Annotated in this window: 20 protein-coding genes; 10 read left to right on the top strand and 10 right to left on the bottom strand. The window is 55.6% G+C overall.

Annotation, left to right across the window (positions count from 1 at the left end; translation table 11 throughout):
• Nucleotides 1–1,842: an acetolactate synthase large subunit gene (locus HMPREF0573_RS07225; protein ID WP_013189412.1), complete on the bottom strand. Its 1,842-nt coding sequence runs from the start codon at nucleotides 1,840–1,842 to the stop codon at nucleotides 1–3.
• A gap of 278 nt (nucleotides 1,843–2,120) precedes the next feature.
• Here HMPREF0573_RS07225 and HMPREF0573_RS07220 point away from each other — a divergent pair, with 278 nt between their 5' ends.
• Nucleotides 2,121–3,599, top strand: coding sequence for a threonine/serine exporter family protein (locus HMPREF0573_RS07220; RefSeq protein ID WP_231294144.1), 1,479 nt, complete (start codon nucleotides 2,121–2,123; stop codon nucleotides 3,597–3,599).
• Between the two features lie 65 nt (nucleotides 3,600–3,664).
• Nucleotides 3,665–5,248 (top strand): aspartate:alanine exchanger family transporter, encoded by a 1,584-nt coding sequence (locus HMPREF0573_RS07215; protein WP_013189410.1) that lies wholly within the window; start codon nucleotides 3,665–3,667, stop codon nucleotides 5,246–5,248.
• Between the two features lie 8 nt (nucleotides 5,249–5,256).
• Here HMPREF0573_RS07215 and HMPREF0573_RS07210 read toward each other — a convergent pair whose 3' ends face one another.
• From HMPREF0573_RS07210 to moaC, 5 genes are all read right to left on the bottom strand, one after another.
• Nucleotides 5,257–6,918, bottom strand: coding sequence for a methyl-accepting chemotaxis protein (locus tag HMPREF0573_RS07210; protein ID WP_236585858.1), 1,662 nt, complete (start codon nucleotides 6,916–6,918; stop codon nucleotides 5,257–5,259).
• 17 nt (nucleotides 6,919–6,935) lie between these two features.
• Nucleotides 6,936–7,832 (bottom strand): ABC transporter substrate-binding protein, encoded by an 897-nt coding sequence (locus HMPREF0573_RS07205; protein WP_013189409.1) that lies wholly within the window; start codon nucleotides 7,830–7,832, stop codon nucleotides 6,936–6,938.
• 84 nt (nucleotides 7,833–7,916) lie between these two features.
• Complete coding sequence (locus tag HMPREF0573_RS07200; RefSeq protein ID WP_004007019.1) at nucleotides 7,917–8,813, bottom strand: ABC transporter substrate-binding protein; 897 nt, start codon at nucleotides 8,811–8,813, stop codon at nucleotides 7,917–7,919.
• 84 nt (nucleotides 8,814–8,897) lie between these two features.
• Nucleotides 8,898–9,413, bottom strand: coding sequence for a MogA/MoaB family molybdenum cofactor biosynthesis protein (locus tag HMPREF0573_RS07195; protein ID WP_004010876.1), 516 nt, complete (start codon nucleotides 9,411–9,413; stop codon nucleotides 8,898–8,900).
• Nucleotides 9,410–9,892 (bottom strand): cyclic pyranopterin monophosphate synthase MoaC, encoded by a 483-nt coding sequence (gene moaC, locus HMPREF0573_RS07190; protein WP_004007021.1) that lies wholly within the window; start codon nucleotides 9,890–9,892, stop codon nucleotides 9,410–9,412. The genes HMPREF0573_RS07195 and moaC overlap by 4 nt, the downstream gene beginning before the upstream one ends.
• A gap of 97 nt (nucleotides 9,893–9,989) precedes the next feature.
• Here moaC and HMPREF0573_RS07185 point away from each other — a divergent pair, with 97 nt between their 5' ends.
• The 3 genes from HMPREF0573_RS07185 to tatC are packed head-to-tail and all read left to right on the top strand — an operon-like array spanning nucleotide 9,990 to nucleotide 11,509.
• A complete protein-coding gene (locus tag HMPREF0573_RS07185) occupies nucleotides 9,990–10,421 on the top strand; it encodes a twin-arginine translocase TatA/TatE family subunit (RefSeq protein ID WP_004007022.1) in 432 nt (143 codons plus the stop codon).
• 45 nt (nucleotides 10,422–10,466) lie between these two features.
• A complete protein-coding gene (locus HMPREF0573_RS07180; RefSeq protein WP_004007023.1) occupies nucleotides 10,467–10,733 on the top strand; it encodes a Sec-independent protein translocase subunit TatA/TatB in 267 nt (88 codons plus the stop codon).
• A gap of 8 nt (nucleotides 10,734–10,741) precedes the next feature.
• Nucleotides 10,742–11,509: a twin-arginine translocase subunit TatC gene (gene tatC / locus HMPREF0573_RS07175; RefSeq protein ID WP_013189407.1), complete on the top strand. Its 768-nt coding sequence runs from the start codon at nucleotides 10,742–10,744 to the stop codon at nucleotides 11,507–11,509.
• Nucleotides 11,510–11,536: 27 nt separating this feature from the next.
• Here tatC and HMPREF0573_RS07170 read toward each other — a convergent pair whose 3' ends face one another.
• From HMPREF0573_RS07170 to moaA, 4 genes are all read right to left on the bottom strand, one after another.
• On the bottom strand, nucleotides 11,537–12,793 hold the full coding sequence (locus tag HMPREF0573_RS07170; RefSeq protein WP_004010878.1) for a molybdopterin molybdotransferase MoeA: 1,257 nt from the start codon (nucleotides 12,791–12,793) through the stop codon (nucleotides 11,537–11,539).
• The gene (locus tag HMPREF0573_RS07165; RefSeq protein ID WP_004010879.1) at nucleotides 12,790–14,022 is read right to left on the bottom strand and encodes a ThiF family adenylyltransferase; all 1,233 of its coding nucleotides are present in this window, start codon (nucleotides 14,020–14,022) and stop codon (nucleotides 12,790–12,792) included. Before HMPREF0573_RS07165 ends, HMPREF0573_RS07170 begins: the two co-directional genes overlap by 4 nt.
• Nucleotides 14,023–14,371: 349 nt before the next feature.
• A complete protein-coding gene (locus HMPREF0573_RS07160) occupies nucleotides 14,372–14,656 on the bottom strand; it encodes a hypothetical protein (protein WP_004007027.1) in 285 nt (94 codons plus the stop codon).
• Between the two features lie 2 nt (nucleotides 14,657–14,658).
• Complete coding sequence (gene moaA / locus HMPREF0573_RS07155; protein WP_004007028.1) at nucleotides 14,659–15,747, bottom strand: GTP 3',8-cyclase MoaA; 1,089 nt, start codon at nucleotides 15,745–15,747, stop codon at nucleotides 14,659–14,661.
• A gap of 177 nt (nucleotides 15,748–15,924) precedes the next feature.
• Between moaA and HMPREF0573_RS07150 the strand changes: the two genes are divergently transcribed.
• The 5 genes from HMPREF0573_RS07150 (at nucleotide 15,925) to HMPREF0573_RS07130 (ending at nucleotide 19,562) form a co-directional block, all read left to right on the top strand.
• Entirely contained in the window at nucleotides 15,925–16,203 is a 279-nt protein-coding gene (locus tag HMPREF0573_RS07150; protein ID WP_236585856.1) for a DUF6457 domain-containing protein, read from the top strand.
• 93 nt (nucleotides 16,204–16,296) lie between these two features.
• Nucleotides 16,297–16,692 (top strand): TOBE domain-containing protein, encoded by a 396-nt coding sequence (locus tag HMPREF0573_RS07145; protein WP_013189405.1) that lies wholly within the window; start codon nucleotides 16,297–16,299, stop codon nucleotides 16,690–16,692.
• An 84-nt stretch (nucleotides 16,693–16,776) separates the two neighbouring features.
• Nucleotides 16,777–17,589, top strand: a complete 813-nt coding sequence (gene modA / locus HMPREF0573_RS07140; RefSeq protein WP_013189404.1) for a molybdate ABC transporter substrate-binding protein — start codon at nucleotides 16,777–16,779, stop codon at nucleotides 17,587–17,589.
• 9 nt (nucleotides 17,590–17,598) lie between these two features.
• Nucleotides 17,599–18,426 (top strand): ABC transporter permease, encoded by an 828-nt coding sequence (locus HMPREF0573_RS07135; protein ID WP_004009362.1) that lies wholly within the window; start codon nucleotides 17,599–17,601, stop codon nucleotides 18,424–18,426.
• Nucleotides 18,423–19,562, top strand: a complete 1,140-nt coding sequence (locus HMPREF0573_RS07130; RefSeq protein ID WP_013189403.1) for a sulfate/molybdate ABC transporter ATP-binding protein — start codon at nucleotides 18,423–18,425, stop codon at nucleotides 19,560–19,562. Before HMPREF0573_RS07135 ends, HMPREF0573_RS07130 begins: the two co-directional genes overlap by 4 nt.
• Nucleotides 19,563–19,637: the final 75 nt, after the last annotated feature.

The raw sequence follows: 19,637 nt of genomic DNA, 5'->3' as shown, positions 1-19,637 counted from the left end.
TTAGTCCTCCCAGGTCACAGTCTTGTCAGGGGCATAAATGACTTTATCGTTGGTCTGCCCGGCGGGAACCATCGGGAATACCATAGCGTCGGGGCTGACCAGCACCTCAACCACGACCGGACGGTCGTTAATCTGGTGAGCCGTTTCCAGAGCTTTTCGCAAATCCTTCGGATCGGTTACTCGGATTCCCTCGGCTCCGTAGGCCTTCGCCAACAGCATGAAGTCGGGGATTCCCACCCGGTCAGCCTCGGCGAAGTTCCGGACCCCATCATGCAGATCAGTCTGAGAATAGCGCTGGTTATAGAACAAGGTCTGCCATTGACGCACCATCCCCAGCGAGGAGTTATTAATCAGCATCACCTTTATCGGGATATTCAACTGTGTGCAGGTAGCCAGTTCCTGATTCGTCATCTGGAACGAGCCGTCCCCGTCGATGAGCCAGACTTCCCGATCCGGATTAGCGACTTTCGCGCCCATCGCGGCAGGAACCCCAAATCCCATCGTCCCCAGACCGCAGGACGAAATGTAGGTGCGCGGGTAACGGTAGGTCATGAACTGGGACGCCCACATCTGATGCTGTCCAACGCCGGTGACCACGATTGCGTCCTCGTCACTGACTTCGTCAAGCACCTTAATCGCCTTTTGGGGACTGACCAGTCCGTCCAAGGTATCGTCAAAGTAGACGGGATACTTGTCTTTGAGTTTAGTCAAGGACTTCATCCACGGAGTCAGGTCCGGTCTGCCGTACTGTTTGTAGGCTTGGGGCAAGGCTCGCAGCAGGGCTGCCATGACGTCTTTGAGGTTTCCCACGATGGGAACATCAGCGTGACGAATCTTTGAGATTTCCGCCGCATCAATATCAACGTGAATGACTTTGGCGTGCGGCGCAAAGCATTTCACATCCCCGGTAACTCGGTCATCAAACCGGGTACCCAGCGCAATCAACAGGTCAGCCTGTTGCATAGAGAGCACCGCGGACACGTGTCCGTGCATCCCCGGCATCCCCATATGCTGTGGGGAGTCATCCGGAAAAGCACCCCGCGCGGTCAGGGTGGTGACCACGGGCGCCCCCGTCGCATCCGCAAGTTCCCGCAGTTCCGGAGCGGCATTGGCGCCAATCACACCACCGCCGACATAAAGTACCGGACGATGCGCCACCGCGATTTCGGTCGCGGCTGCCACGATTTGCTGCTTGGAAGGTTTACCGGGCAGTTTATATCCGGGCAGTTCCATCGGCGGGGGCCAGGTGAAAGCCATTTTTTTGTTCTGGGCAGTCTTCGTGACATCCACCAGCACCGGTCCGGGACGACCGGAAGTTGCAATGAAAAAAGCCTCGGCGAGACGCGAGGGAATGTCCTCGGGACGCGTGACCAGGAAACTGTGTTTGGTCAGGGGCATTGAGGCTCCCACAATGTCGGATTCCTGGAATGCGTCGGTACCGATTGATTCCGCTCCGACCTGACCAGTTATCGCCACCATCGGAACCGAGTCCATCATGGCGTCAGCCAGACCGGTCAGAAGGTTCGTGGCGGCAGGTCCCGAGGTCACCAAGCAGACCCCGGTTTTCCCGGTGGATTTCGCGTAGCCTTCCGCGGCGTGGGCTGCGCCCTGTTCGTGGCGGGCAAGTACGAAGTTTAGTTTCTGGGAGTCATACAGCGGATCAAAAGTGGAGAGAATCGCCCCACCGGGGAGTCCGAAAATATCGGTCACGCCCAGTTCCTCCAGGGTACGAATGATTGCTTTCGCACCGGTCATGACTTCCCCGCGAGCTGCGGGATCAACTTCATTGGGGGTCTCCTCCGGGCCATAGGCACCCATGGATTTCTTTTCTGGTTCGCTCATGCCCTCAAATGTAACTCTGGGTCAAATGAGAGCGAAACTCGCAAGGGTAAAATCTCACTATGTGGATTTCCGACCGAATAGTGAGACGGATGAAGCCGGGGAAGATCCCGGTCCCCACCACAAAAATATAGCTTCTATGTAGGTCCTAAAACCGGGGAAAACCAAATTATTTTCTCCAGCTGTGCCCTTAGTCCTGATTAATGGCGTCCACCAGATGGTTAAATCTTTTTGTGTCATTGAATCTAAATTTTCCCCGACGCGTGAAAGAGCAGACCGCAATGTTTCTGTCAAAGCACTTGGAACGACTGCGTGGCGAGCGCGACCACGCTTTTACCCCCAAGCCAAAATCGACCGACACCCCTATTGAAGTCAGTACGCAAAGTGTGGTGGAGTACGAAAAGATTCGTATCCAGCTCACAGAAGTGTCCCGCACAATTATGCGCTTAGGTCACATGCTGCAGTCCTGCGGGGCTTCTGCCTACCGCATTAAGATTTCGATGGCCCGCTTGGCTACCGCGTTGGGCGCCGATGAACACCATGTTCAAGTCACCTTTGGTGAAATCAGCTCCACCGTCTATCTGCGTCCCTTTTCCCGTACCGAAATCTCAGAGCAGAGGGACTTTGGAACCAACGCCGCGAAACTCGATCGGCTGCGGCTATTTATTCAAAACATCAAGCCGGATACCCCCGTCAGCGAAGCAAACCGGCTCATGGATCGCATTGAGTCCTACAAACCTGAATTCAATAAGATTGCTAATACATTGGCAGCAGGATTTGCCTGCGCCTGCTTCTGTTTCCTGAACCGCGGCGGGCTCATCGAGTGTATATTGGCAGGTTTAGCTGCGGGATTCGGGCAAAGCGTGCGCCGGATGATGATGGCAAAGAAAACGAACCATTTTGCAGTCTGGATGACTGCCGGTTTTGCCGCCTCAGTGGTTTATATTTGCTGCGCCGAGCTCCTGGAAACGTGCTTGAGGAGAGTCTATTCATCCGCGGTCCTGGCAACCATACCGCCTTGGGTTACTGCTGATCCTCTCGGATTCCGGGTGGGAGTGGTGTCTGCGGTTCTATTTTTAGTTCCCGGTTTCCCGCTCATTACCTCGATGCTCGATTTGGTGCGCATGGACCTTTCCGCCGGGATACCCCGCCTGGTATACACCTTGATGCTGATTATTTCCGCCGGCGTGAGCGTGTGGATCGTGTCCCTCACCTTCCATTGGGCAGTTGATCCCGCGGTGAACCCGCCTCTGGAGGGAAACTGGCTCTACTTGACTCGCACGGTCTGTTCATTTGTGGCCTCTGCCGGGTTCGCCATGCTGTTTAACTCGAACCGGCGCCTGTGCGTTTATGCCGGTCTGATATGCGCCCTGGTCAATCCGCTGCGTTTTTTCGTCGTGGAATCAGGGCTAAATTGGCAGTTTTCCGTAGGACTGGAGGCGCTGGCAATCGGGCTGCTGGCAGACTTTATCTCTCGCCTGTCAAACTTTAACTACTCACGAGTCTCGTTGTCCGTGCCGGCAGCGGTACTGATGGTTCCGGGGGTTCCCCTCTATTCAGCCTTGGTACACCTCAATGAGGGGAATTTTATGGGGGCTATTGCCTCCCTCACCGAGGTGTCTATAGTCATTTTGGCAATTGGTATCGGACTTTCCACAGCCCGGATGCTAACGGATCGAAACTGGCTGCAAGACAAGGAAATTGTTGATACCCACCCCGTCCTCCACGCCGACGCTGACGATTCTTTCAGTATGCGTTGATAGACTGACTTTGTTGGTTTTCCCGACCACGAGGTTGATTTATCACGACGTCTCTGGAGGGCATTTTGTTCGAATTTTTCGCAGCTCACCCCATTGTCCTTTTAGCTGCTTTATTGGGTATAGGCATGGCGTTTGGACACATCAAGGTCAAAGGTGTTTCCTTGGGCGCAGCAGCGGTACTGTTCCTCGCGATTGCCGTCTCGGCGTGGGCCAGTGCATCGGGCATAAAGCTCATGATTCCAAAAGAAATCGCGGTATTAGGGCTCTCACTGTTTGCGTTTTGTATTGGTTCAAACTCTGGTTCGAACTTTTTTGCAACCCTTCAGACTGCCTGGAAATCCATCCTCCTGCTGGTCGGTGTCTATGTGGGAGTCAGCGCTGTCGCGGTGGGTATCGGCACCCTTCTGGGAATGCCTGTCAGCCAAATTGTGGGTACCCTCTCGGGGGCACTGACTAACACTCCGATGCTCGAAGCAGGAGGGGAAACTTCTGGAGACAATGCCACCGCCACGGTCGGTTATTCTATTGCTTACCTGTACGGCGTCCTGGGAATGATATTTTTTGCCTCGCTGGCACTGAAAAAAGGCAAAAATGACCGCGATGCGCCCAGCCCCGTCGTGTCCAAAACAATCCGAGTGGAAATCGACACCCAACCTCGCTTGGGAGAAATCTTCGAGCGTTTCGACGAAAAATTGGCTTTTTCACGTCTGCGCCGCGGTGAACATGGACCCATCACCCGTCCCAACATGTCGGATACGCTCAACCCCGGTGACCTGATTACCATTGTGGGTGAAGCCTCAGCGGTCCACACCATCATTGAAGAATTGGGGCACTCGTCCTCCCATTCACTACAGACCGACCGCACCTACCTGGACTATCGACGCATTACCCTTTCCGATGCCACCAAAGCCGGCAAGACGATTGCAGAGCTAAACATGGGCGACCGCTTTGGTGCCACTGTCTCTCGCGTCCGTCGCGGCGATGTGGATATGGTAGCTTACCCGGATTTGACCTTGCAGTTAGGCGACCGGTTGCGCGTGGTAGCACCAAAATCTAATATCGCTACCATCACCAAATACTTGGGTGATTCCACCCGCGGACTCACTTCCCTTAACCCGGTGGCACTGGGAATTGGGATGACCCTGGGGTTCCTCATCGGCGAAATTCCCATCCCCAATCCCGGAGGCGGATATTTCAGCGTCGGGTATGCCGCTGGAACCATCATCATGGGACTGATTATGGGACGCATCGGACGTATCGGTCCCTTTGTCACCACCCTGCCCTACACGACGGGTCAAGTCTTGGGCGAAATCGGGCTGCTGCTGTTCCTAGCCCAAGCTGGCACAAACGCCGGAGGTTCCATCCAAACCGCGTTCACCGGTGGAGATTGGTGGAAGATTCTGCTTCTGGGCTTCATCATCACCAACATTTTTGGACTTGCCCTGTTTATCTTGATGCGTGTGGTAGCCAAGATGGGGGGCACGAAACTCTCCGGCTTCATGGGCGGCGCCCAAACCCAGCCGGCGGTGTTGGGATTCGCTAATGATCAAACCAACACCGACCCGCGGGTTTCCTTGGGCTATGCCATGGCTTATCCCGTCGCGATGATTACCAAGATTCTGTGCGGCACCTTCGTCGGGATGATTTAACGCGGCTCTTACTGATGGTAGCGGGAGACGAGCTTGCTGAGCTGGCTGGATGAGTCAGCGACTGCCTGACCGGCTTCCAGAGTCGTGCGGGCGCCCGCAGCGGACTTCTCAGCCTTAGCCGAAACCGTCTCAATCGTGCCCACGATGTCCTGAGTCGTCTGTGCGGCGCCACTAACGACACCAAACATCTCATTTGTCGTTGCCGTCTGTTCCTCTACCGCCGAAGCAATCGTCTGTTGGGAATCGTTGATTCGCGCGATGACCTCACTGATTTGCGCGATGGCCTCAGCTGCCTTCGTGGAATCCTCCTGGATAGAATTGACCCGCTCGGAAATATCTGCCGTCGCCACTGCGGTCTGCGCAGCCAAATCTTTCACCTCACCAGCAACAACCGCGAAGCCTTTACCGGCGTCTCCGGCTCGTGCTGCCTCAATCGTCGCGTTGAGCGCCAGCAGGTTCGTCTGTTCTGCAATCGAAGTAATCGAATTGGTAATCTCTCCGATAGACTGCGAAGACTCGCCCAAGGTATCGATAACTTTCGTCGCAGAACCGACCGACTCCACCGCTTCTTCTGAAATCCGCGAAGCCGACGTGGCAGACTCAGAAATCTGGCGGATAGCCGCCTGCATTTCTTCCATCGCCGTGCTCAAAGTATCCATATTGGTCGCCAGCAGCTGCGCCTGTTCAGCCGCGCCCGCTGCCTGAGAACGAGTGTCCTGAGCGGTTTGGTCTAGCTCAGCAGCCGTATCTGCCAGATTACCCGCATGTTCATGCAAGCCTTTGGACGTTCCGCTAACTTCCCCAATCAGCTCGTTGACCTGGTCATTTTGCCCATTGAAAGCCTTGGCCAAATCCCGAATCTCCGGCACTCCGGTATCGTCACGCAACCGGAAACTCAAATCATACTGGTCGTGATTCTGCAAAGCCTCAGTATGCCGTGACAGAGGCAGGCGAACAGTGCGCAACGCGGCGAGCAAGAACAGCAACACCGTCACTGCCAGAACAATGAATATCGCAATCAGAATATAGATGGTGACCTTTTGTAGGGAGGCCGCCCGCCCCATTTGCGTATCCGCGGCATTAGCAGAGCCGTTTTCGATTTGATTCAACCTGTTCAGTGGCGACATTACAGACTTGTACGAATTGGAATAGATTTCCCCGAACACCATGTCTGTAGCAGTTTGCAGCTGCGTCTCGGGATCCATAGCCCGTTCCTCTGCAGAGAACTGGAAATTTTCCAAATCCGCAGGCAGCGTACTAAAGTCAGTGCCACGGCTCAGAGCTGCCAAAGCCATCGCGTGTATTTCAGTGTCTTGGGTAGCTTTTGCCGCTTCCAGCGACTGCTGCACCAGTTTGTTTTCATCTGCCGTACCGTCGTTATCGGCGATGAGATGGGCTCCGTACTCAGAATCGCGATTCACATAAATCTGGTTGAAGTAATCCATCATGGCTTCTTCCAGACCGGAAACCACAAAGTCCCGCGCATTGTCAGCCAGGTTTGTCCGGGCATTCTTAATGTAGGTAATCCCGTTATTGCGCTGGTTCGATTCTTCTTGCGCCTGATTGACCTGACCGGTCGTGACAATGGTGCCGATTTGGGCGATGAGACCGAAAACTACCAACGCCATCACCACAATCATGGTGAATTTAATCATTGCTGAAAAACGCATTTTATTTCCTCCCTGACCTAGGCAATCGGCGGATTCAAGGTCGCATAGTTGAGTGCAATGAATTCCTCACCCCACGGCGCGAGGACTTCCTTGAGCATTCCCGTGTCCATCATTTTTTGCAGACCGGCTTGGATAGCTTTCGCCAATTCCGGGTTGTCTTTCGCGGTCGCCGGACCCTGCGGCGCCACCTGGAAAGCCTCACCTGCGGTGGCAAACTTTGGATTTCGCGACTCGGCATAAGCCATAATCGGGCTTTCCCCAATAATGGCGTCCAAAGTTCCCGCCGCGACCTGCTCTATCAACTTTTCCTGATCTTCGTCAGTAACAACCTGTATCGCCGGTTTTCCGGCTTTCACGCATGAATCACTGTTCGCCTGTAAAGTTTCAGCCTGTGTGGTGCCTGACTGGGCGGCAACTTTCAATCCGCAGGAATTGGCAGGATCAAAATTTTTAGGATTGCCCGCCTGGGTTCCATAGATGTACCCGGACTGAATGTAAGTAACCATATTGACCCGTGACATCCGCGCCTTCGTGGCGGTCATAGATGCCACACCGACATCATAGGTACCATCGTTAACCTTGGGAATAATCGCATCGAAGTCTTCATCACTAATTTTGAGTTCCGACACCCCCATCAGCCTTGACAAGGCTTTCATAACATCAACCTCGTAGCCGACAGGCTGTTTGTTACTATCCAGGAACTCCGCAGGGGAATAAGGAATATCCATCACTACCCGTAACGTCTCCCGGTTTGCCTGCGGAACCATCGCCACAATCTCAGGGTCAGGTTTAATGGAATCAAAATTATATGATTTAACGCCAGCTGCACTGGTCGAACCCGCACAGGATGCCAGCGTTCCTGCCAACAGAACAGCACCCGCTGCTGCCGAAATTTTTTTCATCGAGGGCCACATTGCCTCTGCTCTCCTTCCCAGAGAGGAAACCACCTAAACTTTACTAGCCTATAGTATCCCAAAGTATGGAATATGAATTTGAATTCACGCAATTGGCGGGTTTAGCGTCGCATAGTGCAGTGCAATGGATTCTTCCCCCCACGTGGAAAGAACGTTATTTAACAACCCCGTATCAATCATCTTTTGCAGACCGGCCTGCACGGCTTTCGCCAGTTCTGGATTATCTTTCGCAATAGCCGGACCCTGGGGAGCCACGTGGAAAGCCTCGCCCACGGTGGCAAACTTTGGATTCCGCGACTCGGCATAAGCCATAATCGGACTCTCCCCAATAATGGCATCCAACGTTCCCGCCGCAACCTGCTGTATCAAATCTTCTTGATTATCACTTGAAACAATCTGTATAGCTGGTTTTCCAGCCTTTAAACATGATGCGCTTACATCTTGCAGTGCGTTTTCTTGGCTGGTTTCTGATTTAGCGGCTACCTTGAGTCCACAGGGATTCGCGGGATCGAAATTCTTAGGGTTTCCCCCCTGCGTGCCGTAAATAAATCCCGCCTGAATGTAGGAAATCATATTAACCTGAGCCATCCGGCTCTTCTTAATGGTAATGGATGCCATACCAAGGTCATAAGTTCCGTCATTAACTTTGGGAATAATCGCATCGAAGTCTTCATCACTAATTTTGAGTTCCGACACCCCCATCAGCCTTGACAAGGCTTTTAAGACATCTACCTCGTAACCCGTAGGCTGATTATTGTCGTCGAGAAACATAGCGGGGGAATAAGGAATATCCATCGCTACGCGTAACGTCTCCCGGTTTGCCTGCGGAACCATCGCCACAATCTCGGGGTCAGGTTTAATGGAATCAAAATCATACGACTTGCCCCCCGCTGAATCTGAGTTTCCCATGCATGATGCCAAGGATAAGGTCAAGAGAATGGCACCTGCCGCTGCTGGAATTTTTTTCATTACAGACCTCATTATCTTTATTCTCCTCCCCAGGGGAAACAGTCTACGATGTTTACATTAACATGGTACCGCTGGGGTGGAAAGATAAGAATATTTTCAGGAATTTGTCCGGTCTAAAATCTCCAAGACATGCCCCAATACCGGTGTGAGGACCTCTATCGTGTCCCGCACCGCACCCGGAGAACCGGGGGCGCACACCACCAGTGCGGCTCCCGCCTGCCGCGTGGAAATCCCCACCACCGGACGAGACAGCATCCCCAGAGGCGCAGCCTGCCGATTACGTTCCAGTAGCGCGGCTTCGGCGCCGCTTAAACGTGCTACCACCAGGCTCTCCACAGCTTCAGGAGTGAGGTCACGCGGGCTAATCCCCGTTCCTCCCGTCGTAAAGACTAATCGCGCACCACTGTGGCACGCTGCCGCTACGGCCTGGTGCACAGAATCCACACCATCAGGAACCACCATCGGCCCGCTCACCACAAATCCCAGTTCAGACAACATTTCTACCGCCAACGGACCGGACCGATCCGAGTTCACACCCGCAGAAACGGAATCAGAAACCGTAATGACGTAAGCCGGTGTCTCCGGCGGTAACGATTGGGCAGCATGAGTCATGATTCTCGCTCCCAGGTCCCCGAACGACCGCCGGACTTATAAGTCACGAAGGCTTCCCGTAAAGTAATCTGGCGATCTACCCCTTTTAGCATGTCCACCAGCGCCAATGCTCCCACGGTTACCGCGGTCAGAGCCTCCATCTCAACTCCGGTACGTTCTACGCACTTCACCGTAGAACGCAGAATCACCTCGTTGCCTTCCGAGGTGATGTCTAGGGCAACATAGGTAATCCCCAAGGGGTGTGCCAGCGGGAGCAGCTCCGGGGTGCGTTTCACCGCCTGGATACCGGCGATGCGCGCCACCGCTAGGGCGTCTCCTTTCGGGACACGATTATCGCGTAAAGCCGCGGCTACCTGGGGCGACACGCTGACTATGGCTTGCGCACGCGCTTCGCGCAACGTTTCATTTTTCGCTGACACGTCCACCATCCGAGCCTCGCCGTGTTCGTTCAGGTGGTTCATGGGTAGGGTATTTTCCATCACAAGTCTCCCCGTAAACACCCCAGTTCGGGGTCTGTTTCCTCATCTGACCCTTTTAATATATGCAGGAAATTGTTTCCCTGACTAGAATTGTCACGTGGAATTTTTTGGGATAAGCGGTTCGGAGCTGCTGCTCATTTTAGTCGTAGGCGTCATCGTCATTGGTCCACGGAACGCGGCTCAGGCTCTGCTCTGGTTCAAAAAAGTCATCGAGTGGTTGCGGGAATGGTCCGCTCGGCTACGCGAAGAAGCAAATTTCACCAAGTCCGGCTTGAGCGTTGACTTAAGCAGCTTTGATCCACGAGAATACGACCCCCGCAAGATGATTAAAGACGCCGTCGCCGAAGAAATGCAGCTGTGGATGGAACAAGTCGCTGACATAGAAAAAGCCGCTAGCACCGAGAAAACCGTCACCACTGACCTTGTGACGAAAAAATCCACAGACACCCCCAAACCATCGATTGACTCTGCCCCCGGCGATTCCCCCACGGAGCCACCAGCTGCCCCCCGGCAAGAAAAGCCCGCGTAAACTGGTAAGCTGGTAATGATTTAGCCAGTTAAAAAGGAGAAACTTATGGTTCCGGCGCATGTGATGTTGTTCAGCGTAAGCCCCTTGGTGTGGATTACTGTCATCATTATTTTGGTCGTGGTTTTTGGTGCCTCGAAGCTGCCGGAGATTGCTCGCAACGTAGGCAAGTCTGCGAAAGTCCTGAAAGAAGAACTCAACGATTTGACCGAGGACACCAAATCTGACGGCAGAGTAATTGAGGGTCAGAATGACACCACTGCGGACAATTCCGCGAAAACTGACCCGACTTCTGGCAACGGTGCCGCTCAGTAATCCCGCGCGTGCCTGCTGAGAAATTACCTGACAAGAAACGTGATGCCCGCTCTGAAGGCGTCATGTCAGTCACCGCTCACCTCGCTGAGCTGCGCAGACGTCTGATTTGGTCATTTGTGGGCATCGCCCTGGCGACAATTGGGGGATGGTTTCTCTACGAATTCGCGCTGGCGCACATCACTGCCCCCATGAAAGACGTCGCTGGCGCGAACCTAAACTTTCAAACTATCGGCGCGGCGTTTGACCTGAAAATCCGCGTGTCCCTGTGGTTGGGGGTGCTGCTGGCTTCACCGTGGTGGATTTTTCAGCTAGTGGCTTTCATCTGGCCCGGTCTGCGACGCCGAGAACGCCTGTGGATGTTGATATTCGGTGTCGCTGGTGTCATCTTGTTCGCTGCCGGAGCAGTTTTCGGCGATTGGACCGCACCGCGAGCCGTGTCGATTCTGTCCTCGTTCACTCCCCCGGATTCGGCGATGCTGCTACAGGCAGATTCCTATATCAAGTTCTATATTCGCCTGGTTTTAGCGTTCGGGATTTCTTTCCTGATTCCCGAGATTTTGGTCATGCTGAACTTCCTGGGGGTGCTCAAAGCCCGCACCATGTTAAAGGGCTGGCGTTGGGCAACCATGGTGGCGTTTATTTTTTCGGCTATCGCCAACCCACTGCCAACTCCGTGGCCCGTCATTTTGCAGGCCTCCGCCCTGCTGGCACTGTATTTCCTGGCGGTTGGAATCGCGGCGCTCCACGATTGGCTCCGTTCCTGGAACGCTACCTAAGTCCCACGGTTCCACGCCTCTCCGAGGTTAAATTTCGATGACTTTCACAATCGACCACGGCGCCACAGACTCAACATCCCGGTCAATCAGCATCAAGGCGTTCGCTTTATGCAGCGAAGCCACCAAGTGTGACTTCGACCCCAAGCGGTGAGTACGCTGCACCGTGGGGGTTTCCCCCGGCTGTCCCGGCGTCAAACGGACGGGCACCACCTGGACTTTCCCACGTGGCGAAGTCCACTCCTCCACTACGGTCGCTTCCCGGCAGACATGCGCCTGGTCAGGATCCCGACCACTGAGTTTCGCCAGAACTGGCAGCACAAACAGATGCCAGGAAACAAAAACCGAAACCGGGTTTCCCGGCAGGGTCAACACCGGGACGCGGCGCCCCCCACTTACCTCGACGAAGCCGTAACCTTGAGGTTTGCCCGGTTGTAAAGCAACTCGTGCAAAATGGAATCCCCATTCACTGACGCCCTGTTTCACCACTTCATACGCGCCGGCAGAAACCCCTCCCGAAGTCACGACCAAGTCGCTCGTCTCTGCAACCTGGCGCAAGGTTTCTCTAAACTGTGCCACATCATCCCCGCATTGTCCTGCAAAGCTCACCTCCGCCTGGGCCACACGTGCCAAGGCTGCTGCCAGAGACGAGTTAGAATCCGGAATCATCGACCCTTCCAGCGATGCCCCCGCCCCTGCCAGTTCAGAACCGGTGGCAATAATTCCCACCCGCACTCGTGGGAACACCGTAACTTTGGCATAGCCTCCCGAGATAGCCGAAGCAATCGCCCCCGGACTCATGACCTCGCCAGCAGCCAGGACTTCGCTGCCCACCGGCAGGTCCTCACCTGCCCGACGCACGTTCGCCCCAGCTCGCGGAACACGATGAATAGTGACCTGTTCCGGTAGCGGAACCGGACCGGGCTTTTGATCCGTGTCCTCCACTTTCACCACCGTGTCCGCCCCCGCGGGCATTTTTGCGCCGGTCATAATCCGCCACGCCTGACCCGGCTGGCAATCCGCGCTCGGATCTGTGCCCGCCGGAATATCGCCCGCCACCGGCAATGTTACAGAACCGTCAACCGGCAGCCCCGCACTGTTGAAAGCGAAGCCGTCCATCGCCGAGTTCGTAAAGGGCGGAACCGACAGCCGGGAGATGACGGGTTCTGCCAAAGTCAGCCCCAAAGAGTCGCCCACGGGAAGCTCCCGCGGGGCTAGGGGAACGATTTCAGCCAGGAGACTCGCCAAAAAGTCTTGGTAATCAAGCAATTTTTCGGTGTTACTCATGATTTCTCTCCTTTACGGTCACCAGTCTCACCGGACAGGGTTTCGGAATAGTTTGGGTTCGGGAATTGGGCAGCAGCGCGAGTCGAATAATCCACCACGTTCCATTTGCCCCTGCGGGCATCCCCAATAACCAGGCGTCCGATGAGGGGCTCCCCCCAACCGGCAACCATTTTGAGGACTTCGGTAGCCATCAGCGACCCGGCTTGCCCGCAGACCGGGCCGAGAATACCCACTGTAGCCGAGTCTGGAGTACTCGCGGGCGGGGGCTGAGTCGGATACAACGTGCGCAAACACGTCCCGACCGCTGGGGAAAACACACTGACCTCGAAGTTTGTTCCGACTGCGGAGCCCCACACTAGGGGGCGGGATAACTTCGCGCAAGTGTCAGAAATCAGGTATTTCGAAGCAAACGTATCGGTGGCATCCACCACCAGGTCATATCGAGAGATAATCGCGGCGGCGTTCTGTGCATCCAACGAAGGCTCCGCACTGACATTCACTTCGGGATTCAACGCGCGGACGGTGGCAGCGGCAGAAGCCGTTTTTAGCTCGCCTTGGCGGTTAAACGGGTGAATGACTTGGCGCCCCAAGTTGCTCAAGCTCACCGTGTCACCGTCAGCAATCCCCAGGGCTCCCCCCGCTGCAGACAGGCCGACCCCGGCAGCAGCGAGGTAAGCAATGATGGGTGAACCCAGACCGCCAGCGCCAACCACCAGGACTTTTGCACTCATAACACGATCCTGACCGGACGCCCCAAACCCCGGAATCGCACAGTGGGCAGCGTAGCGGCTCTGGGGCTGAAAGTCCGTATCGACGTTCGACCACACCGCATCACCCTCGGAAAAAACCTGTTTCTTCCAAACAGGAACCCGGTCTTTAACGGCATCAATCAGCCAAGACACCGTAGAAAAAGCAGCCCGTCGGTGCGCGGCAGAAACCCCCGCCAAAACAGCTACTTCACCAATCGACAGGTGCCCCACGCGATGCAGCACCGCCACCTCCTGGACACCAGGAACCGCGCTGGCCTCACTGGCGATCTGTTGCAATTCGCCGGCAGCATCCGGGTGAGCGCTATAGGTAATCGCCTCCACCCCGCGCCCCTGGTCATGGTTGCGCACCCGACCGATGAACACGAGCTGGCAGCCTGCGGTAGGCGCGGTGAAGTTCGCCTCGAACCGCGCTGGATCTAAAGGCTTATTGGTCAAGTCCGCTTGCAGTATGGTCGCCAAAGAGTCTCCTATGAATTGATTTTTGCGTTAGTTGGATGTGCGGTTCAGGGGCACTCCCTTTTTAAGGAACGCTCGCTGCGAATGCAAACCATTGCATTCGCACACCGCGAGCGACTCCAACGGCTAGCTCACGAGCGCTCCGCGCTCTGCTTTATATTTTATTAAGGAACGCTCGCTGCGAATGCAAACCATTGCATTCGCACACCGCGAGCGACTCCAACGGCTAGCTCACGAGCGCTCCGCGCTCTGCTTTATATTTTATTAAGGAACGCTCGCTGCGAATGCAAACCATTGCATTCGCACACCGCGAGCGACTCCAACGGCTAGCTCACGAGCGCTCCGCGCTCTGCTAGCCGCCAGCAAACGGCGGTAAAACATCGATGGTGAGGTCGGTGAGATCATCGAGGTCCGCGAGGCGCTTCTGTCCCGATTCGCGCAGCCCCCCCACCAGGTATGACGAAATGGAAAGCACCCGATTCAAGTCACTGCCGCATCCGCCAGCCTGAGCCGCTGTCTCCGCCACACTCAAATCCCGCGCTACCTGTACCGTCGCCACATCAGTACCCGCCGCTTCCGCCGCGGCCGCGAAAAACCGCACTTGCACCCCAACCGTGTCACCGTCATTTTCCCGCATCTTTACCCCCCAATCTGAGCCATCGGAATCGTGGGAGAGTGAAAATCCTGCTGTCCCAAGCCGTGTCCGGAAGGTTTTTCCCAGGTCACCCCAGCCCACGCTTGAGCCAGTTCATCATCGCTAGCCCCGCTGCGCAGCAGCATCCCCAGGTCACAGCTCAAGTCAGAGAACAAACAGGGACGCACTACCCCGGTCGGGGAAAGTCGGGTTCGATTACAGTTTGCACAGAAAGGCGCCGAAACTGAGGAAATTATCCCCATCGTCCCCAAACGTTGGGTGCGGGCGGAGTTAAACACGACAAAACGAGTCGCCGGGGCGTGAATATCAACGTTGTCTCGCACCGGCTCCAGGTGAAACTCACGTTCCAAAGTCGGACGCAGTTGAGAAAAATCCAGCTGTTGCGTGGAGTCGACCCGAACCGCGTGTGGACCAAATGGCATGTATTCAATGGCGCGCCACTCGATACCCCGCTCCAAACAAAATCGCAGCAACTCCGGAGCTTCCCGCAGACTGACGCGGTCCAACATCACCGTGTTCATTTTCACCGTCTGAAAGCCGGCGGACAGGGCAGCATCTATCCCTGCCAGAGCCTTCGCGAGCTCATCGCGCCCGGCAATTTGGGCAAACCGGTTCGGGTCGAGCGTATCCAGAGAAATATTAATGCGCCGGATTCCTGTCGCCCGTAATGCCGCGGCCAGCGGCGCCAAGCTACGTGCATTCGTGGTCAGTGCCAACTGAGGATCCAGACCTGCTGAGACGAAAGACTCACGAACGCCAGCTGCAATCTCTAACAAATCCGGTCGCAACAGGGGCTCCCCACCGGTCAGACGAACCTGAGTAATCCCCAAACGGTGTATTGCTATACCCGCTAAACGCAAAATTTCCGAGGCGTCCAGCAGCTCCCGGCGTGGCACCCATTTCACACCCCCGCGCGGCAGGCAATACGAACAGCGCAAGTCGCAGCGATCAGTCACCGACAAGCGCAAGTCACGCGCCGTCCGTCCCCAGCTGTCTCGCAGTGGCACAGTCCAAGCAGAGGTCAGCGGAGCCACCTGGCTCACACGATTGACTCGCGTTAGCGTCTCCGTCAAACCTGCCTACTTCCTCAGCGATGGGTGTATCAGGTCATTCTATCGCGTCGCCATGATTATTCCAGTTCACTAGGCATTTTCGGTTCGTCCTCGCTCCCTGTTGCTTTTACCATTATGCTGAAAGGTGCGAGCCAAACGGCTCGGCATATTTTTAACCACATGAGTCGAGGAGCAGACATGGCAACAGAAAATCGCAAGGACGACCCAGAAAAAATGGCAAAAATGGCAGCGTGGCTACAAGCCGCCAGCCGAGAGCTCCAGCTGCCCGGAGAGACTATTGCCCCCGTCCAGGAGGAACTGCTGAATCTCATCAGCGAAGTCGCACATGGACCGTCTCGTCCGGGGGCTCCCCTGACGGCTTTCCTGGTCGGATATGCCGCGGGTGGAGATATAGAGAAAGCGGCTGTGAATGTAGCCAAACTTCGCGACCTGGTCGCCCAGTACCCCGCGGATTGAAACTACACAGACACTGTCAGCCACAAGGCGGTTTCCGCAAATTCTGGTCAAACCTCGGAAAATATCCGCAGAATTTAAGATAAGGTGGCAAGTATGTCTCAGTTACGGATTAAGGATGCCGCGAATTTACTGGGTGTCAGCGATGATACGCTGCGACGCTGGATAGACGCCGGTCATCTCAGTTCCGGAACCGATAGCGCGGGACGCAAGGTTGTCGACGGGGCAGAACTGGCGATAATCGCCCAGGATAAAGCCAAAGATTTCGGTGACACGGATTCCACGGGTTCCATCTCTGCCCGCAACCATTTCCGCGGTCTGGTCACCAAAATTGTTTCGGACAAAGTCATGAGTCAGGTGGAACTGCAGTGCGGTCCCTTCCGCGTGGTGTCCCTCATTTCTACCGAGTCGGTGAAAGAACTCGGACTGGTGCCCGGCGCGGTAGCCACCGCCCGAGTCAAAGCCACGAATGTCGTAATTGATGCATCTTAGGGAAAACCTAACGACACCCTAGGCTCGCCACGATGAAACTGCCGGCACCGGAGAATCGCCGAACCGGCTATTGCGAAAGGGAAAATGATGAAAAAATTCGCACGTCTCGGAGCAGGCTTGGCAATCCTCGCCCTGGCTGCAACCGGTCTCACGGCTTGCGGTTCGGACAACTCGAAACCTGCAGACTCCGAACCGAGTAAAACCGCCGACGCCAAGATGATTCAGGTGTTTGCTGCGGCTTCTCTCAAGGCCAGTTTTTCTGAGCTGGGTGAATCTTTCCAAAAGGAAAACCCCGACATTACCGTAAAGTTCAACTTCGACGGCTCCTCCTCTCTGTTCGATCAGATGCAAGGTGGCGCCAAAGCGGACGTGTTCGCCTCCGCTGACGAAAAGAACATGAAGAAAGCCACCGACGCGGGTCTGAACGCCGGCGAGCCCAGCATTTTTGTGAACAATACCCTGACTCTGGCAGTCCCGAAAGGAAACCCAGCCGGGGTCACCGGTCTGAATGACTCTCTCAACGGCAAGAAGCTGGTAATTTGCGCTGACGGGGTTCCCTGTGGCAATGCTTACCGTGAACTGGCGCAAAAGGTCGGTTTCACCGGTCAAGCCGTGTCCGAAGAGACTTCGGTCAAGGACGTGATGGGTAAGGTCGTCAGCGGTGAAGCTGACGCGGGCGTGGTGTACCAGACCGACGCTTTGGCAGAAAAGGACTCGGTGGACACTATCGAGATTCCTGGCTCTGACACCGTGGTCAATGCTTACCCGATTATGGTCACCAAGATGGCTGCCGAAAATGGCAACGATGCTGCCGCGAAAGCGTTCGTGGACTTTGTGTTGTCTGATGCGGCACAAAAGGTCTTTGCCAAGTACGGGTTCATGAGCCCCGCTAAGTAAGGTTTCGCGTTGAACGCTAATAACCACGGTTTTCCCCGCTGGCTGTATTTGCCAGCGGGGATAGCCTTACTGTTGGTCGTTTTGCCCATCTTGGGGCTCATGGTGCGTGTGCCGTGGATCCGTCTGGCGGAAATCCTGACCCGCGACGAGTCCCGTGATGCTCTGCTGTTGAGTCTGCGCACCTGCCTGGTTTCACTGGTGCTGGTGCTGATTCTCGGCACGCCCCTGGCGCTGCTGATTTCGCGCACCGAGGGTTTTTGGGCGTACGTGTGGCGCACTTTTGCAGTCCTGCCCATGGTGTTGCCGCCGGTCGTAGCTGGTTTAGCGCTCTTGGTGACACTGGGACGGCGCGGCGTAGTAGGCCAATACCTGTCTCTGGCTGGTATCGAGATTGGGTTCACCACCATAGCCGTGGTACTGGGACAAACATTCGTGGCAATGCCTTACTATGTGGTGTCTCTAGAGTCCGCGCTGCGCACTTTTGATTCCGGTTATGAACGAATTGCGGCGACTTTGGGGGCGTCTCCGACTTATGTCTTGCGCCGCGTTACGTTGCCCTTGCTCACTCCTGCCATAGTCGGGGGCGCCACCATGGCTTTTGCCCGCGCCTTGGGCGAGTTCGGGGCGACCCTGACTTTCGCAGGCTCTCTGCAAGGGGTGACCCGCACCCTCCCCCAGGCTATCTATTTGTTGCGCGAGGACGACTCTGACCTGGCTTTAGCGCTGTCTGTAGTGCTGGTACTGCTGGCTGCCACCATGATGGGATTGTCTGCCATTTTTACCACTCGCCGCACCAAACAGCTCACAATGCAACCGGAAAATGGTGATGACCAGTGAATTCTAGTTCTGAGACCGCAGTAAACTCTGCGAATTCCCCCGCTGCCCTCGCAGCGGGGGGAGAAGTCCTGGTAAACGCGGGTATCACGGAACGCAATGTCACCGTACAGTGCGCTTTTCCGGCGGGGCTGATTACTGCCATCGTCGGACCAAACGGAGCCGGCAAGTCCACCATTTTGGGGATGATTTCCGGGCTGCTGACTCCCGATTCGGGCGAGGTTCGCAGCGGAGAGACGGTATTTGCTGATGCCACCCGGTCTCTGCCACCTCATCAGCGTCCCGTCGCGATGCTGACCCAAAAGCCTCTGCTGTTTCCTCACCTGAGCGTGCTGGAAAATGTGGCGTTTGGTCCACGTGCCCGGCATCTGTCACGGTCTGAATCGCGGCGTATCGCGCGCCAAGAGTTAGCGGCGGTAGGCGCTTTGGAACTGGCGGATCGTCCTGCCACGGCTCTGTCCGGAGGGCAGTCGCAGCGCGTGGCTTTGGCTCGTGCTCTGGCGACGCACCCGCAAGTCGTGCTGTTGGACGAACCATTTTCCGCCCTTGACGTTGAAACTTCTGCGAAAATGCGGGAAGTTCTGTCAAAGCGGTTGCGTCAAGAGCCGCGACCCACGGTGATTTTTGTGACCCACGATCCCCTCGATGTATGGATGCTGGCTGATCACGTAGTCGCCATCGAAAACGGGCATTTGATTGGGGAAGGCACCGTGGTAGAAATGCTGGGTCAGCCTGCCACGAAGTTCTTGGAAAATCTGTCCGGAATGAACCTGTTGGCTGGGATCATTGAGGAATCCGACGAGGTCGCCACCGTTAATGCCAGTGGAGTGGAATTGATCGGACTGTGGCAAGGAAACAGTCATCCAGGTCCCCAAACCCCAGCTCTCACCGCTTTTGCCCCGCAATCTGTGGCTCTGTTCGACACACCCGTTTCTGGCTCTCCGCGCAATACCTGGCAGGCGCGCGTCACGGACATCACGCCGCGAGGTGCGGTGCAGTGGATCAGTTTGAATCTAGCAGGGGGGCAAAGCATTCAAGCCGTGTTGACCCCACAGGCAGTCAATGCTCTGCATCTGGCTCCCGGTTCACCCATTTATGCTGAGGTCAAAGCCACGCAAATTACGGTGTATCCGCGTTAAATTTTTGAGAAGCGGAAATATAAGGTGAAAATAGCGCGGTAGCTGTCATTATTGGCAGCTACCGCCCAAATCCCA

The organism is Mobiluncus curtisii ATCC 43063, from assembly GCF_000196535.1.
Classification (GTDB): domain Bacteria; phylum Actinomycetota; class Actinomycetes; order Actinomycetales; family Actinomycetaceae; genus Mobiluncus; species Mobiluncus curtisii.
Note: the sequence above shows the minus strand (reverse complement) of the source record. Positions and strands in the feature narration are given on the sequence as shown.